The 13,972-nt window shown below is 67.0% G+C and carries 16 protein-coding genes; 7 read left to right on the top strand and 9 right to left on the bottom strand.

Translation table 11 applies throughout. The annotated features are described in order from the left end of the window. The first annotated feature begins 44 nt into the window (after window positions 1–44). Window positions 45–884 (top strand): siderophore-interacting protein, encoded by an 840-nt coding sequence (locus Ahu01nite_RS40755; protein WP_203842115.1) that lies wholly within the window; start codon window positions 45–47, stop codon window positions 882–884. 8 nt (window positions 885–892) lie between these two features. Here Ahu01nite_RS40755 and Ahu01nite_RS40750 read toward each other — a convergent pair whose 3' ends face one another. Next, window positions 893–1,765, bottom strand: a complete 873-nt coding sequence (locus tag Ahu01nite_RS40750; RefSeq protein ID WP_239159529.1) for a helix-turn-helix domain-containing protein — start codon at window positions 1,763–1,765, stop codon at window positions 893–895. A gap of 152 nt (window positions 1,766–1,917) precedes the next feature. Here Ahu01nite_RS40750 and Ahu01nite_RS40745 point away from each other — a divergent pair, with 152 nt between their 5' ends. After that, window positions 1,918–2,889: an SMP-30/gluconolactonase/LRE family protein gene (locus tag Ahu01nite_RS40745; protein WP_239159528.1), complete on the top strand. Its 972-nt coding sequence runs from the start codon at window positions 1,918–1,920 to the stop codon at window positions 2,887–2,889. 106 nt (window positions 2,890–2,995) lie between these two features. Here Ahu01nite_RS40745 and Ahu01nite_RS40740 read toward each other — a convergent pair whose 3' ends face one another. Then, a complete protein-coding gene (locus tag Ahu01nite_RS40740; protein ID WP_203842113.1) occupies window positions 2,996–3,226 on the bottom strand; it encodes a hypothetical protein in 231 nt (76 codons plus the stop codon). A gap of 73 nt (window positions 3,227–3,299) precedes the next feature. Then, the gene (locus tag Ahu01nite_RS40735) at window positions 3,300–3,569 is read right to left on the bottom strand and encodes a hypothetical protein (protein ID WP_203842112.1); all 270 of its coding nucleotides are present in this window, start codon (window positions 3,567–3,569) and stop codon (window positions 3,300–3,302) included. A gap of 228 nt (window positions 3,570–3,797) precedes the next feature. Between Ahu01nite_RS40735 and Ahu01nite_RS40730 the strand changes: the two genes are divergently transcribed. Beyond that, window positions 3,798–4,211, top strand: coding sequence for a hypothetical protein (locus Ahu01nite_RS40730; RefSeq protein ID WP_203842111.1), 414 nt, complete (start codon window positions 3,798–3,800; stop codon window positions 4,209–4,211). Here Ahu01nite_RS40730 and Ahu01nite_RS40725 read toward each other — a convergent pair. From Ahu01nite_RS40725 to Ahu01nite_RS40715, 3 genes are read right to left on the bottom strand one after another with little or no spacing between them, the layout of a single operon-like run. After that, window positions 4,141–5,634, bottom strand: a complete 1,494-nt coding sequence (locus tag Ahu01nite_RS40725; RefSeq protein WP_203842110.1) for a DUF2079 domain-containing protein — start codon at window positions 5,632–5,634, stop codon at window positions 4,141–4,143. The genes Ahu01nite_RS40730 and Ahu01nite_RS40725 overlap by 71 nt on opposite strands. Window positions 5,635–5,689: 55 nt before the next feature. Beyond that, window positions 5,690–7,165 (bottom strand): sensor histidine kinase, encoded by a 1,476-nt coding sequence (locus tag Ahu01nite_RS40720; RefSeq protein ID WP_203842109.1) that lies wholly within the window; start codon window positions 7,163–7,165, stop codon window positions 5,690–5,692. After that, on the bottom strand, window positions 7,158–7,835 hold the full coding sequence (locus Ahu01nite_RS40715) for a response regulator transcription factor (protein WP_203842108.1): 678 nt from the start codon (window positions 7,833–7,835) through the stop codon (window positions 7,158–7,160). The genes Ahu01nite_RS40720 and Ahu01nite_RS40715 overlap by 8 nt, the downstream gene beginning before the upstream one ends. 842 nt (window positions 7,836–8,677) lie before the next feature. On the opposite strand from Ahu01nite_RS40715, the gene Ahu01nite_RS40710 reads away from it, so the two are divergent. From Ahu01nite_RS40710 to Ahu01nite_RS40700, 3 genes are all read left to right on the top strand, one after another. After that, entirely contained in the window at window positions 8,678–9,478 is an 801-nt protein-coding gene (locus Ahu01nite_RS40710) for a HEAT repeat domain-containing protein (protein WP_203842107.1), read from the top strand. Between the two features lie 391 nt (window positions 9,479–9,869). After that, window positions 9,870–10,109: a hypothetical protein gene (locus Ahu01nite_RS40705; RefSeq protein ID WP_203842106.1), complete on the top strand. Its 240-nt coding sequence runs from the start codon at window positions 9,870–9,872 to the stop codon at window positions 10,107–10,109. 210 nt (window positions 10,110–10,319) lie between these two features. Beyond that, window positions 10,320–10,790, top strand: a complete 471-nt coding sequence (locus tag Ahu01nite_RS40700) for a hypothetical protein (protein ID WP_203842105.1) — start codon at window positions 10,320–10,322, stop codon at window positions 10,788–10,790. A 46-nt stretch (window positions 10,791–10,836) separates the two neighbouring features. On the opposite strand, the gene Ahu01nite_RS51920 is transcribed toward Ahu01nite_RS40700, so the two are convergent. Together Ahu01nite_RS51920 and Ahu01nite_RS40690 are read right to left on the bottom strand one after the other, a co-directional pair. Then, on the bottom strand, window positions 10,837–11,550 hold the full coding sequence (locus Ahu01nite_RS51920) for an ATP-binding domain-containing protein (RefSeq protein ID WP_344572521.1): 714 nt from the start codon (window positions 11,548–11,550) through the stop codon (window positions 10,837–10,839). After that, a complete protein-coding gene (locus Ahu01nite_RS40690; protein ID WP_203842103.1) occupies window positions 11,468–11,785 on the bottom strand; it encodes a hypothetical protein in 318 nt (105 codons plus the stop codon). The genes Ahu01nite_RS51920 and Ahu01nite_RS40690 overlap by 83 nt, the downstream gene beginning before the upstream one ends. Window positions 11,786–12,164: 379 nt before the next feature. Here Ahu01nite_RS40690 and Ahu01nite_RS40685 point away from each other — a divergent pair, with 379 nt between their 5' ends. After that, window positions 12,165–12,578 (top strand): hypothetical protein, encoded by a 414-nt coding sequence (locus tag Ahu01nite_RS40685; protein ID WP_203842102.1) that lies wholly within the window; start codon window positions 12,165–12,167, stop codon window positions 12,576–12,578. Between the two features lie 261 nt (window positions 12,579–12,839). Here Ahu01nite_RS40685 and Ahu01nite_RS40680 read toward each other — a convergent pair whose 3' ends face one another. Beyond that, entirely contained in the window at window positions 12,840–13,682 is an 843-nt protein-coding gene (locus Ahu01nite_RS40680; RefSeq protein ID WP_203842101.1) for a hypothetical protein, read from the bottom strand. Window positions 13,683–13,972: the final 290 nt, after the last annotated feature.

The following is a 13,972-nucleotide window of genomic DNA, read 5'->3' as shown; positions in this document are numbered from 1 at the left end:
CTTACCGGTGGTCGCATCCCCCTCGGCCGGCCAAGGATGGGCCGATGAACAGCCTTGGTGAGCTGACGAACCGGTATCGCCGTCCTCGTCACCGGCGGATGCTGGCGCTGACCGTCATCGCCCGCGAGGAGATCAGCCCGCATTTCATGCGCGTCACGCTGGGCGGAGACGACGTCCGCCACCTGGAACAGCAGGGGTTCGACCAGTGGGGCCGGCTCTTCTTCGCCGGTCCCGGGCAGGACGAGGTAGCGCTGCCGGCCAGCGAGCGATGGATGATCCAGAACGCTCTCCAACCGGCCCGGCGGCGTCCACGGGTCAGGTCGTACACCATTCGGCGGTTCCGGCCGGAGATATCCGCGTTCGACATCGAGGTGGCCGTCCACCAGGAAGCCGCCACCGCCGATCGGCCGGCCGCTCCCGGCACCGCGTGGGCGCTGTCGGCCAAGCCCGGCGACAGGGTCGCTTTCCTCGACGAGGGGTGCGGCTACGTGCCTCAACCGGACGCCGAATGGCAGTTGCTGGCCGGTGACGAAAGCGCACTGCCGGCGATCGTCGCGATCCTGGAACGCTCCACCGCCGCTCTGCCCGCCGACGTCTACCTCGAGATCCCCAGCGACAGCGACATCCGCGACGACATCACCGCACCGCAGGGCAGCCGCATCCAATGGCTGCCCCGCAACGATCCGGGCCTCGCACCGGGCAGCCTCGCCCTGCAGGCCGTCACGGGCACGCCGCTGCGGTCAGGGCCGTTCTACGCCTGGACGGCGGGGGAGTCGTCGTTGGCCACGAGCATCCGCAGGCACCTTGTCGGCGCTCACGGCGTACCCAGATCGCATGTCGCCTTTCGCGGTTATTGGCGACAGGGCAGGGCCAGCCTCGGCTGACCGCGCAGCTACGACTGCGGCTTGTTGTCGGCGGTGATCAGGGCCAGCAGGGCCAGGGCTTCGGCCGACGGCGAGCCTGCGGGTGCGGTGCAGGTGACGAGGATCTGGTCCGGGCTGCTGAGGGAGCGCAGTGACTGCTGCGTCGTGGTCAGCCGCCCCACGAGGGGATGGTGCAGGTCGTAGTCCGTGGTGGCGCACGGCTGCACGCTGTGGTCAGCCCACAGCCCGGCGAATTCGGCACTTCTCATGGAGAGCCTGCCGATCAGCGTGGCCAGCACCGCGTCGTTCGGATGCAGGCCGACGACGAGCCGCATGTTGCCGACAACGGCCCGGGCCTTAGCGGCCCAGTCGACGTACAGGTCGCGTTGGTAGGCGTCGAGGAAGACAAGTTCGGCCATGTTCGGCCGGTTGCCTGGATCGGCCGGCGCTTCGCGGGCGAGGTCGAGACCGAGGAGCGCATGCCCGGCTGCATTCCAGGCGAGGACGTCGGTACGCCGCCCGAGCACGACGGCCGGCACGTCGCCGAGCACCGCCAGGAGATCGGCGAGGGCCGGATCCACCTGCTCGACGGGCGGCGGCTGGGCTCCCTGCCTGGTGTGTCCGGCGGCGGCCAGCGCATGCAGGTGTGCGCGCTCGGCCTCGTTCAGCCGCAGAGCCCGCGCGATCGCGTCGAGGATCTCCGCCGAGGCGTTGCGGGACTGCCCCTGTTCGAGCCGGGTGTAGTACGAGGCGCTCACGCCCGCCAGCAGGCCGAGCTCCTCTCGGCGCAGCCCGGTGACCCGGCGCCGGTCGCCATAGGTGGCCAGTCCCACGTCCTCGGGGGTCACCCGGGCGCGCCATGCCTGCAGGGCCTCGCCCAACGGCCATTCGATCGTGCTCACAGTCCGAGTATGCGGGGCCGGTGCGCCCACAGCCTGACCCTGCGAGGGGTAGGCACAAGGCGGGCTGGTTCCCGGCATCGGATCGGGCGTTACCTGTGATCCGTCAGCGGACAACAACCGCACCGGAATCCTCCGAACCAGGAGAAAAGCTCGTGAACAACATCCTCAGCCGTCGGTTCGTCATCGCCGCGGCCCTCGCCGGCATCCTGAGCAGCTCTGTCGTGTCCGGCGTGCCCGCCGTCGCCGGCGTACCCGCAGTCGCGTCGGTCAGCCGCGCTTCCGTGACCGATGCGCGGGTCGCCGTACATTTCAATCTTGCCGCCGGGCAGATGCCGGAGAACATCGTCCTGGACCACCACGGCAGTGTCGATGTGACCTTCGCCGGCAGCCGCCAGGTCGCCCGTGTCGATGCCCGCGGGGCCATCACCGTCCTGGCCACCCTGCCCGCACCGGCGGACCCGGGTGCGGTGACCCCCGTGCTCGGGTTCCCGCTGGTCACCGGCCTGGTCCGCGACGGCCGGACCTTCTACGTCGCCTACGCCACCGGCTCCGCCGCCGAGACCGGCATCTGGAAGTTCACCGAGGGTGGTACGCCCCGGCGCATCGCCGCGCTCCCCGCTGACGGACTGCCCAACGGCATGGCGCAGGATCCCGCCACCGGCACGCTGTACGTGAGCGACTCGGTCCTGGGAGCCGTCTACGCCGTGTCACCGGCGGGCCGGGTGCGCACCATCAGTTCCGGCCCCGTGCTGGCCGCCGACGGCCTGCTCGGCGTCAACGGTGTCAAGGTTCGCGACGGCGCGGTGTACGTCTCCAACCTCGACAAGGGCACCATCCTGCGCCTCCCGACCGGCGGCGGCCCGGTCCGCGTCGTGGCCACCGGCCTGGCCGGCATCGACGACTTCGAGTTCACCGGTCGCGGCCAGGAGATCGTCGCGGCGCTCAACACCGGCAGCGAGGTCGTCCTTGTCGATCACGGCCGCGCGCAGGTGCTGCTCACCGCCGCAGACGGACTCTCCAACCCCACCTCCGTCGCCGTCCGTGGCCGCACGATCCTCGTGCCCAGCGCCGCCTATCTCACCCAGCAGGACCCGAACCTGGTGATCGGAACGTTGCATGAATGACCCTTGCACCGCCTTCACCGCCGAGCAGGAAGCGCGTATCTGCGAATTGGTGCTCGGCGACCGGCGGCACGGCCTTGACGGGAATGTAGCGCGGGAGGAATGGCGCTCAACCCTCGCTGCGGACCCAGCCGTACACCACGGCGATCAACGCCAGGGCGATGACCGCGGCGAACCGGACGAACTCGAACGTCTTGCCGTACGCCTTCTTCCGGGCGCCCGGTAGCCCGCCCTTGGCCTTCTGGTGGTCGGCTCGGGCGGAGCGACTGCCGTCCAGGAGACGCGCGAACTTCATCCCGATGAACAGAGCCGCGATCGCGCCGAGAATGAACAGGCCCATGGCAACCCCTTTGCCGACGGCGACCTGGTTTTATTCACCGTATTGAAGGTCCATCGCGGTATCCAGGCGCCGTTCAGTCGATCGATTCCGGCTGTCGCGTCGAACCGAGGGTGGCGAGGTCGGCGCGGACCGCGTCGGCCTCGGGGCGGCCGATGTCGTCGAGGATGGCCAGCGCGTCCTCCCAGGCGTCCCGGGCGGCGTCCAGGTCGCCTGTCGCGCGGTGGGTCTCGCCCAGCTTGATCAGGGGGTCGGGCTCGTAGTAGCGGTCGCCGACCTCCCGGTACAGCGTGAGCGCGCAGTTGTGCCTTCGGATCAGCCACCGCGGCCCGGCCGGCCACCGCACAGTCCTGGTGATGGCCCTGGCGGTAGAGGAAGGACCACATGCTCCAGGTCAGCTCTCGTCCTCTGCACGGCGATGGGTGTCGTGGCTCTGGCAGCCTGCACCGAGCCGGACGCTGCTGGCTCGGTGAGCTCGTCCGCGCCTGTGAGTCGACGGCCGGCGACAGCGCTGACCGCTGGTGCCTGTGGTGACGGAGCTGTTTCCTTCGGGCCTCTGGTTCGTACGGTCGTGGTGACCGAGGTGTCCGACGTGACGCGGGTCAACGGCTCGGGCGGCGGGACATTCCCCGCCCAGTTGAGACCCGTCCGCGAGGTGACGCCCGCAGTGGAAGCGGCCGGTGCCGTCGATGAGGCGCGCATCTTCGCCGAATTCGCCAAGCGGGTGGGACCCGATGCCGCACAGATCGGCGAGACCTCCCCGAGCGGAGAGACGAATGGCCAGTTCACTGTCGACGGAGCCGGGGCGATGGTGGCGTTCGAGTCCGTCCGGCGGGTAGAGGCCAGCTTCACTTACCGCTGTGGTGCTGAGGCGACCAGCGGTGTCGCCCGCTCCTGGGAACAGTCTCGAACAGGCATCATGCAGTGCGATGCCAAGAAGCCCCGAACTGAGGACGTCGTGCTGGAAGTGAAGGCCCTGGCCTGCTGAGTGCAAGCTGCCGGCCGACGCCGTGAGTGTCGGCCGGGAGCTTGGCGTCGCTGCGATGGAAGATGGTGACGTCGCTGGTTCGCAGCGCGACCTGGTACCCGTAACCGGGTAGGCGGTCGAGGGCGGCAGCCATCGTCACGGGCGTCGCCATGGTGGTGTCCGGCGGGTCGGTGACTGCGACCCACTCGGGTCGGACGTCGCCCTGCGGGTACACGGGGAACAAGTAGACGGTGCAGCGGGAGGTGAGCTGCGGCGCGAGCCGGTTGTCAGCGGCGACCTGTGCGTTGTCCGGTATGCGGGCCAGCGTCACGCGTACCTGCCGGGCCTCGGGGCTGGTGGCCCAGGTGCCGGTGCTGAGGAGGCCGCGTAGTGGCAGGTGAGTCAGCACCGTCGCAGCAACCGCGATCACACAGGTGGCGTGGATCGCCGCCCGCGCACGGCGTCCGGTTCCCGTCGTGGTGAGCGCGTCGAGAAAGGCGACGAACACGATTGGCATCAGGATGGCGCTGTACTGGAAGGCGGTGCCCCAGTAGAGCGGGTTCGTCGACCAGAACCGCCATGCCAGCGTCGGCACCGCGGCGAGGAGCAGCGGTGAGCGCAGCGCGAGGAACAGCGTCGGTGCGAGGAGCCACAGCAGGGTGTGCAGCTTGACGGCGGGCAGGAGCAGGCGGTGCAGCGGGTCCTGGCCGTTGAGGGCCGCACTTTCGGCGTACGGGTAGACGTGCGCGGAATTCAGCGCCGGCAGGATCGCGCCGACGATGACGAGACCGGAGCAGATCGCGATCAGGATCGTCGCAGCGCCGAGACGTCGCCGTCCACGCAGCGCCACCAGCAGGCCGATCACCGCCACCGTCGCGGGTAGGTCCTCCTTCACCGCGATGAGCGGCAGCGTCCACGCGACGGCCGCGATCAAGCGCCGCTCGACGAGCGCGGTCAGGCCGAACGCCAGCAGCGGAACGGCGAAGGCGACCTCGTGAAAGTCGAAATCAACGGCCGACTGCAAACCCCACGACATCCCGTACGCCACCCCGGCGCTCACCGCGGCTGTCCGGCCCCCGATGCGGAGGGCGAGCCGGGTGATCGGTATCGACGACGCGGCGATCAGGGCGGCCTGCGCGGCCAGCAGCGTGATCGGGCTCGGGAAGAGCCGGTACAGCGGGGCGAGCACGACGAGGATCGGATGGAAGTGGTCGCCGAGCAGGTTGAAGCCGGGCGCCTTGATCGTCGCCTCAGGGGCGCCGAAGTGTGCGTAGCCGCGTACCGCCTGTTCGAAGATGCCCAGGTCGTAGCCGCTGGTCTCCAGTCGCAGATGCCGGTGTACCGACCAGGACGCGTAGGCGAAGAACAGTGCTGCGGCCAGCAGGTACGGTGCTGCGGTGGCCTGCGCGGTGCCAGCCGGGGCACGGACAGCGGTTGCGGACATGCGGGGAGAGTCGAGCACCGCGGCTGAACCGCCACTGAAGCAACCTTAAAATGCTTCAGGTACGCGGTGCTCGCGGCAGCTCCGCGACGAGGCTGGCGCCGCTGGTGGTGTCGGCCGCGTAGAGCCGGCCACCGTGGCGTACGGCGATGTCCCGGGCGATCGCCAGGCCCAGACCGGCACCGCCGTGCCGGCGATCGCGAGCCTCGTCGACCCGAGCGAACCGTTCGAAAACCCGTTCCCGATCGGCCTGCGGGATCCCGGGGCCGTCGTCCCGGACCTCCACGCGAACGAGGCCGGGCTCGGTCTCCGCGACGGTCACGGTGATGCGGTCCAGCGCGTACCGGGAGGCGTTCTCCAGAAGGTTTCCCAGCATCCTGGCCAGTTCCTCCTCGCGCCCGATCACCAGTGCGGGCTCACCGGCCACCACGACGAACCGCTCGTCCGGCGGCACCCGATAGCGTCGCTCGCCGACCAGTTCCTCTGCGATCGCGGCGACGTCGACCGGCTTCCCGCGAGCCGGTGCCGTCCGCTCCAGGCGCGCGAGCACCAGCAGGTCGTCGGTGAGCCGCTGCAACCGCTCGGTGCCGGCCCGCAGGACCTCCGGGTCGACAGTGCCGCCGTGTGTGGCGGCGACCTCGGCGATGTTCCGCAAGCCGGCAAGGGGGCTGCGCAGCTCGTGCGCCGCGTCGGCGACGAATCGGCGCTGCCTTTCGGCCGCGTCGGCGAGCCGGTCGAGGGTCTCGTTCATGGTGACGGCCAGCCGGGCGATCTCGTCGCCGGTACGCGGCTGGGGCACCCGGCTGCTCATGTCCGCGGCGGTGATGCGCGCCAGCTCGTCGCGCATCCGCTCGACCGGGCGCAGCGCGCGTCCCGCGGCCCACCAGGCGACCGCGGCGACGAACAGTACGGCGAGCGGGAGACCACGGCGGAGCCAGCGGTCGACGGGGGCCACGGCGACCTCCGCGTCGAGCGGAGAGAGGAGCATGTAGACGGTCGCGCCCGACGGGCTGACGTTGTAGGTCACCAGGGTGACCTCGCGACCGTCGAACTGCCCTTGTGCGCCGCTGCGGGCAGGTCGCAGGACAACGTCGACGCGGCCGAAGGAGTCCTCGGCCGGCTCGGGTGGGATGGCGGGGAAAGTCAGACCACTTTCCCGTACGTAATAAGCCAGCTGATTCTGCGCAAGCAGCAGCTTGCCGCGCTCGTCGACCACCGCGAAGCTGATGCCCAAGCCGAAATAGGGAAATTCATACCATCTGTCGTACGCACAGCGCGCAGGATCCTTCTCGACATCACAGTCCCCCCGGCTGTTCGCCAGCGTGCCCCCGTCCGCGTTGATCCTCGCCGCAGGCGTGTCATAGGTCGACGCGATGGCCCGGGCCTGTGACTGCGCGGTCGCGAGGGACCCCGCCACGCTGTTCACGTAGATCACATGGCGCAGCCAGAGCGCCCCGCCCCCGAGGCACAACGCGGCCGCCAGCGCCGCCGCGGCCGCCGCACGGACCCGTACCGGCAGCTGAGGCCTAGGCACGCGCGTCGACCAGCCGGTAGCCGGCGCCGCGGATCGTCTGGATGCTCATCAGGCCGAACGGCACGTCGATGCTGCGACGCAGTGCCCGGATGTAGACCTCGACGATGTTCAGATCGCCCTCGTAGGCCGCATCCCACACCTCGTCGAGAATCTCCCCCTTGCTCACCACGGTGTTGGCCCGGCGCGCCAGGCAGGCCAGGACCGAGAACTGCTTGGCGGTCAGCGTGATCGGCGTGGGCCCGCGCGAACAGACCCGCCGCGCCTGATCGACGACCAGATCACCAACCTTCAGCAGCGCCGGCCTGGGCTCGCCACCCCGGCGTAGCAGCGCCCGCACGCGAGCCAGCAGGACGACGTACGAGAAGGGCTTCGTCAGATAGTCGTCCGCCCCGGTGTCCAGCGCCTCCGCCTCGTCGTACTCACCGTCCTTGGCGGTCAGGACCAGAACCGGCGTACCCACCCGCGACTCCCGCAGCCGAGCACACACCTGATAGCCGTTCAACCGCGGCAGCATCAGATCCAGGATGATCGCCTGATAGCCCTCGCTCAAGGCAAGTTCGAGCCCGATGCTCCCGTCATGAGCCACATCGACTGTGTAACCCTCCGCAGTCAATCCGCGCCGCAGAGACTCGGCCAGCTCGCGCTCATCTTCCACAATCAGCAGCCGCACCAGGCCATACTGCCAGCCGCAGGCCCCGCAATCCTGAAGCTCACTTCAGCCTGCGGCGGCCGGCCCGGTCGGTTGCTGTGCTCAGCGTTGACGACGCCCCACAAAGACTCAGGGCGTATAGCTTGAAAGCTATACGCCCTGGTGATGCTTGGTGCGCCGCGTAGGACTTGAACCTACAACCCGCGGATTAAGAGTCCGCTGCTATTCATGTCGGCCAATGTTAGGAATTGCCGCCCTGTGTCAAAATATGCCACCTCACCTGCGCGTACGCAATTTCCGAGTGTCGGGTAATGCTGTCGTGTGACGCCTCACGCCAGGGCTGTCGATCACGCATGGATCACACATCGATCGCAGGGTCGGCGGCATCGGGGCCGTAGGCCCACCCGGACATGGGTGCTGATAACACCACGGGGTGAACCACCGCCGAGATCGTCGGGGTGGCGGACAGCGATTCGGCGTTGTCGTATACGGGCGAGGCGGTTGGATTGTAGAGGTCTCGGCGGCGTTGGTTGGTTGGCTGGTTGCTGCCAGGAGCTGCCAGGAGCCGGCGCCGCATCAAGCGTCTCGCACGGGCCGCGACCGGCTCGCTGCCCCTTCCCGCGTGCCTCCGGCAAACCGCCGGACTGCCGCGGGCATCGCGTGCCCGTCTGTGCGCCGGTCACTGTGCGTCCCCGTCACGCTGATGCTCGCGTGCACGGATCTGCCGATGTGCGCGCATGGGGCCAGCTGGTGACGCCGAACGCAGCTGTCGGGTCGGAGCGTGATCGTTCGGATGGCATGATCGGCGTGAAGCTCCACGTGTGGCGACGATCTTTCGTCGGACCACTCGAGAGGGGGTGCAGATGACGCTTGCTGAGGTGTTTCGTCACGTCAAGACGCTGAATGGCGACCCGTGGCCGGCCGTGCGCCAGCTTGCGATGAGCGGAGACCGCTCGTTGATCCCGCCCGTGCAGGCCGCACTCGAACGGTATCTCGACGAGGAGGACTGGTACGGCCGGGATCTCATGGTCTACATCCTGGCTGGCCTTCGCGGGGTTGCCGCGTTCCCGCTACTGCTGCGCGCCTTCGCCCGTCCCATGCGGGGTAACGAACTCGACAATTTCTGCGCATGGCTGGCCGATATCATGGAGACAGACCCGCCTGCGTGCCGACCCACCGTTCTGTCGTTCATAGCCACCGGCCATCGCGAGCTGCGCAGCGCCGGGCTGTGGGCCCTCGGCTACGTCATCCAGGCCAGCGATGTGGAACTGTTGCGGCACGCGCTGGCCGATCCCGATCCGAAGATCCGTCAAGATGCGCTTGGCGCGCTGTCGAGCCTCAAGAGTGACCGGCGCGCCTACGAGCTGGTGCTGTCCGCCCTGAACGACCCGGACGCTTGGACCCGGCGATCTGCGGTACTGGATCTGCGCTGGTTCGCTGACGCGGCTGCCGTCGAGCACCTGGCACGGCTGATCCAGGATCCTGACGTGAGCGTCCGGTCAGCGCTGGGCGAGACGATCGGCCACCTGGCTGTCGGCACCGATCACTCGGCGATGGCAGCCGATGCCCTGCTGTCGCTGCTCGCCGACACCGAGCTTCAGGTACGCGCCGGAGCAGAGCGCGGCCTCGGCGTGCTGGGAGCGCCGCGACCCGCTGCGAACTGACGATCCGCGGCGTCAGGCATACGGACCTTTGATGGTCACGCGGCAGACCATCGAATCGACGTCGTCCGGCAAGGCCACACTCGACTGGCACGCCCGCAGCCCACGGTCAGTCAGTGTCGACCGCCCGGATCTGCCGCGATCCGCGTGCTGGCTGGCTGCGGTGAGTGATGCGGCGTTTGCCCTGTCCGGGCTCCACGTCGGAGTGACCTGGTGGCCCTTGGCGTACCGATCTGGCTCATGGTTGAGATATCCGGTCGAGGGAGGCGTGGCGATGAGTGGTGGAGTGTTCAAACAGTGCGGATGTCGATCGTCGGAGAAGGGACGGCTGCTGAGTTCGGCGTGTCCGCAGTTGGCGGAGCGGGGCTATAGGAGCTGGTATTTCGATTGTGCCGTGCCGGTCTTGCCGGGCCGGCGCGAGCGGCTGCGCCGTGGCGGCTACCTGACTCGACGTGAGGCGATCGCCGCCCGGGACGCCCTGCTCGGCGACGGTGGCACGGTCACCGCTGAAGGCTGGACGATGCAGCGGTGGCTGCGGTACTGGTTGACCACCCGCACGAGGATCAGCCCGACCACGCTGCGCTCGTACGAGGTGCACGTGGAACGGCATCTGAACAGTTCCCGAAACGCCTAGGCTGAGGATGATTCGACACCACCTGGTCCCAGTTGACGCCAGTCGGGAGAACCATCGGACATAGAGGTTGTGTATGAGCGAAGCTGGTCCTCAGCACCTTCACCCGAGACCAGGCGCGGCGGGCAATGCCCAAAGTCCGGACGCCGTTCAACGGGCCGTCGGTGGAACGGCAGTCTGGGTCGATCTGGGTGCGGGTTCCAGGGGAGAGGCATGACAGCATCCGACGATACGGAGATTCTCGCTGGACTGTTGCGGGCGGATCCAGCTGCTCTGATGGCCAACATCGGGGCGTACTGGCATCGTGTCGAAGGCGACTGGCGTGATCTTTTCTGGCCCACCGAGGAGACGGAACCCGACCGTAGATGGTTCTCCGCCGGCGAACCTGTGCAAGTCATGGTTGGCGTGGGTGACGCCGACGTCTGCGTTGCCATTCCGATGCTTGTCGGTGGTCTACCTAGCAGCCCAACCTACCTGAAGCCAGCGAAGATTTTGGCGGTCCAAGACCGGTACCAGACGCAGGACGGCGTCACTCTCAGCGAGGCGATCCACGAGGCCGAACGCCGCCGCCGGGCATCGTTTCGTTATTGCCGCTACTGCCGTGTTCAGACGGACGGCGCGCAGTTGATCATGGATTCGGTGTGCCGCGGCTGCGCTGTTAGGTTCCTCGGCGTCGTCTTTTAGAGGGAGATCCTCGGCTTCGAGACGAGCAGCGCGGAGCCGGAGGCTGCTATGTCGGGATGGCGAGGCTGTCTCGCAGGCCGCTAGCTCGAGCTATCGGCCGGGTGACCGCTGCTCGTACGGCGTCCTCGCTCCCCACGATCCGCAGGCTGGTTGTGGCCCGGGTTGCTGCGGTGTAGAACAACTCGCGGGTCAGCAGTGGTGAGGTGGCTGGCGGTAGCAGGATGGAGACCCGGTTGAACTGGCTGCCCTGGCTGCGGTGAACGGTCATGGCGTACAGGGGTTGGGCTTCGGACAGGCGGGATGGGTGGATCAGGATGGTCTCGCCGCCTCGGGTGAACGCCGCGCGTAGGCCGTCGGGGGTGTTGATGATGACGCCGGTGTCGCCGTTGTACAGGCCTGCGTCGTAGTCGTTGGCGGTGATGAGAAGTGGGTGGCCGAGGCCGGTGAGTTGATTCGCGGGGAGCCAACTTTCGATTTCGGTGTTCCAGTGGGCGACGCCGTATGGGCCTCGGCGGTGGGCGCAGAGCAGCCGGTGGACGTCGAGGCCGCGGAGTGCTGCCTCTGCGTCGCCGTGGGCGGCAGCTTCGGCAACGGTCTGCAGCGCGGTGAGGATGTCGGTCTTAGGCAGGCGTCGGGTGACTCGATGAACTCGACCTGTTCGCTGGAGCGCAGCAGCGCTACCACGGTGTCGTCGTCGCCGGCGCGTATGGCGGTTGCGAGTCGGGCGATGTCGCCGCCGAAGCGCCAGACGCCGGCCCATCGATCACGGTTTCGCCGTCGGCGACCAGGCGCTGGGCGACGTGGCGCCCGATGCCGCTGCATCCTTCGACGGCCCAGAACCGATCTGGGTGCTTGCGACCCGCCGCGAGCATCGCCTTGTAGCCCTCGCGGTCGGTCGCGAACCGGCCCTGCCCGACAGTCACTTCCCGGTCGTTGATGATCTCGATGGTGGCGGAACGCTTGTGCGGGTCCACGCCGATGATGACCTGCGCCATCTGGCCTTCCTTCCCTCGAACCGACGGTGGTGTCGGCGAGGAGGGCACCGCTACTTCGAGCTGGGCATACCCCTCTTGAGCCTCTCCGCGCCGCGGTGACCGGCAGGACGCACGCCAGATGAGAGCCACACCAAACCTACGGTGGGCAGCCGAAATGAGAGCGACTCCGCCGGTCACCTCGACCATGCCTGGCCGGGCAGCGGTCGTGCCACCAGTAGATAAGTAGCCGAGTTGAGTGCACTCGTCCGGAGAACTCGTGAACCACCTGTCGAAGCGTGCGATGGCCTCGCTCGCGACCGCCTGCTGCGCGGAGGGGAACACCAACGGAGCCAGAAGTACAAGTCTGTGCCTACAGTAAACGAATCGATACCCTGCGTGGATGGCGAGTCGAGCGAAGACCAAACTCTGGCGCTATTGGGGCTACGCCGTAGCCGCCATCCTGATCATTTCGGTCGTCAACGACGCAGCTGGACCAGCTACCTACGCCGTACTCACCGGCGTGCTCGTTCTCTACATCCTCTTCCAAGCCCCGGCCACCTGCGCCGCCATCAACCGCATCACCCAGCGGGCTGGCGAGGTCGACTACTGCCGAAACAACTCTGGCGGCATGCTATTAGGTTGCCACATCCGGCAGCACAAATTTCAGAAGTTGAAGGGCGTCTGGTGGGCGCAGAGCTGGCGTAATAAGACCAGAGGCATGCTCTCAGGGGGGCCAGCGATCTTCGCCACGCTTACCGGGATCATCGGCACCATCACCGGCATCTTCGGCATGATTAACGACTTGGCCGGCTAACGAGCCAGCAGGATTGCGGCCTTTAGCTGTCTTTTGAGTAACGGAGCGCACGGATCTGCCGCGGGCCGGGGGCGGTCGGCGGTGGCCATCACGCGGCGTGACGCACGTCGGGACCAGTTCGACGCACGCTCATGCCGATGAGAGCGCGTCCGGTGCCCCATTTTCGTCGACTGCAGCGCTGATGGGAAATGCTGAGCAGATTAGGCGGAATCCCGAGTCCGGGTGTTGATGAAAGTCGCGTTTAATCGATCCTTGCCAACCTCAGTTGGGGCGGCTATTCAAGCAGGATGCGAGCGAGTCGGCCACTGCTGTGACCGAGAGGTCGAGTATCCAAGAAAGCCCATGAGGACTTGAGAGAGTCACGCGCCCGTACAGCATGATAGGCAACTGGCGATTGTTGTTGAAACGTCGATCAGGGCCACCTTTCTTATTGACGTATTTCCAAGTAGTTCCCACTTGCTGGGCATCCCGGGGTGGGCTCTCCTCCTCGATAAAACGCTGAGGGTGACCGTCCACTTGAAGGTGCTGGTATCCAACATCGGTCCACCTCCGACCTGTTCGAACGAGGACGCGATCTGGCAGGAAGTAGAGCGTCGTATGGCCACTACGAACGGAAGGAACGGTAATGTTGGCGACTAGGACCTTTGGTTGATCCGTACTGAACGACGTGCCAACACGGCGAATCAGATGAGAGGCGCCTGCATTCGTCTTGTGCTGATGCAGGGTTTGCACGCGACCTGACTCAACGATGCGCCAGGCACCTCCGAGTTGGCGCAGCGAGACCCACGTCCGCTCCATCTCAGCTGCCCATATTGGGATCCTCCCCTCCAGCTTGTATTCGACCGGCACAAGATGCTCGACGCTCTCCTTCCGGTAGAGGAAAACCGTTAAGGCAATCGAAAGGGCCGCAAGAACTAGCATGATGAGATGAGTTGCCATCCCATCGTCGGTGAGGTCGATGATCCCGAAAGTGAGCAGCATGACCGATAGCACGGCCAATAACGTCCACTTCGGAAACTTGTCGGCGGCATTTAACTGGATAACCAAGTCATCTGATCCTGTTGGCGTCAGAGCAAGAGCATCAAGCCCCGTCACGTCTGCCATCTCGACGGCGTGAGGGTTGTACATGGGTTCGGATAGATAGCGGGTGCCACTGGAGCCACCAACCGTAATCCGGTTTAGGCGGGGATATCTAGCATTGGTCCAAGCCGAGAACGGCCCGACACCTGTACTGACACCGATTCCGCGGTTACTGATGTGTACACGTGCGAGGCGTGGCCCAGCGCTCATTCCGACGCCGCGAGTGCTTACGCGAACTCGCGCCCAGCTGGGGCCGATTCCGATGCCGAAGCCCATAAGCCCGCAGCCTACGGCCTTCATGTGCGTCCGGGTGA

It is taken from the genome of Winogradskya humida (assembly GCF_016862215.1).
Taxonomy (GTDB): Bacteria; Actinomycetota; Actinomycetes; order Mycobacteriales; family Micromonosporaceae; genus Actinoplanes; species Actinoplanes humidus.
Note: the sequence above shows the minus strand (reverse complement) of the source record. Positions and strands in the feature narration are given on the sequence as shown.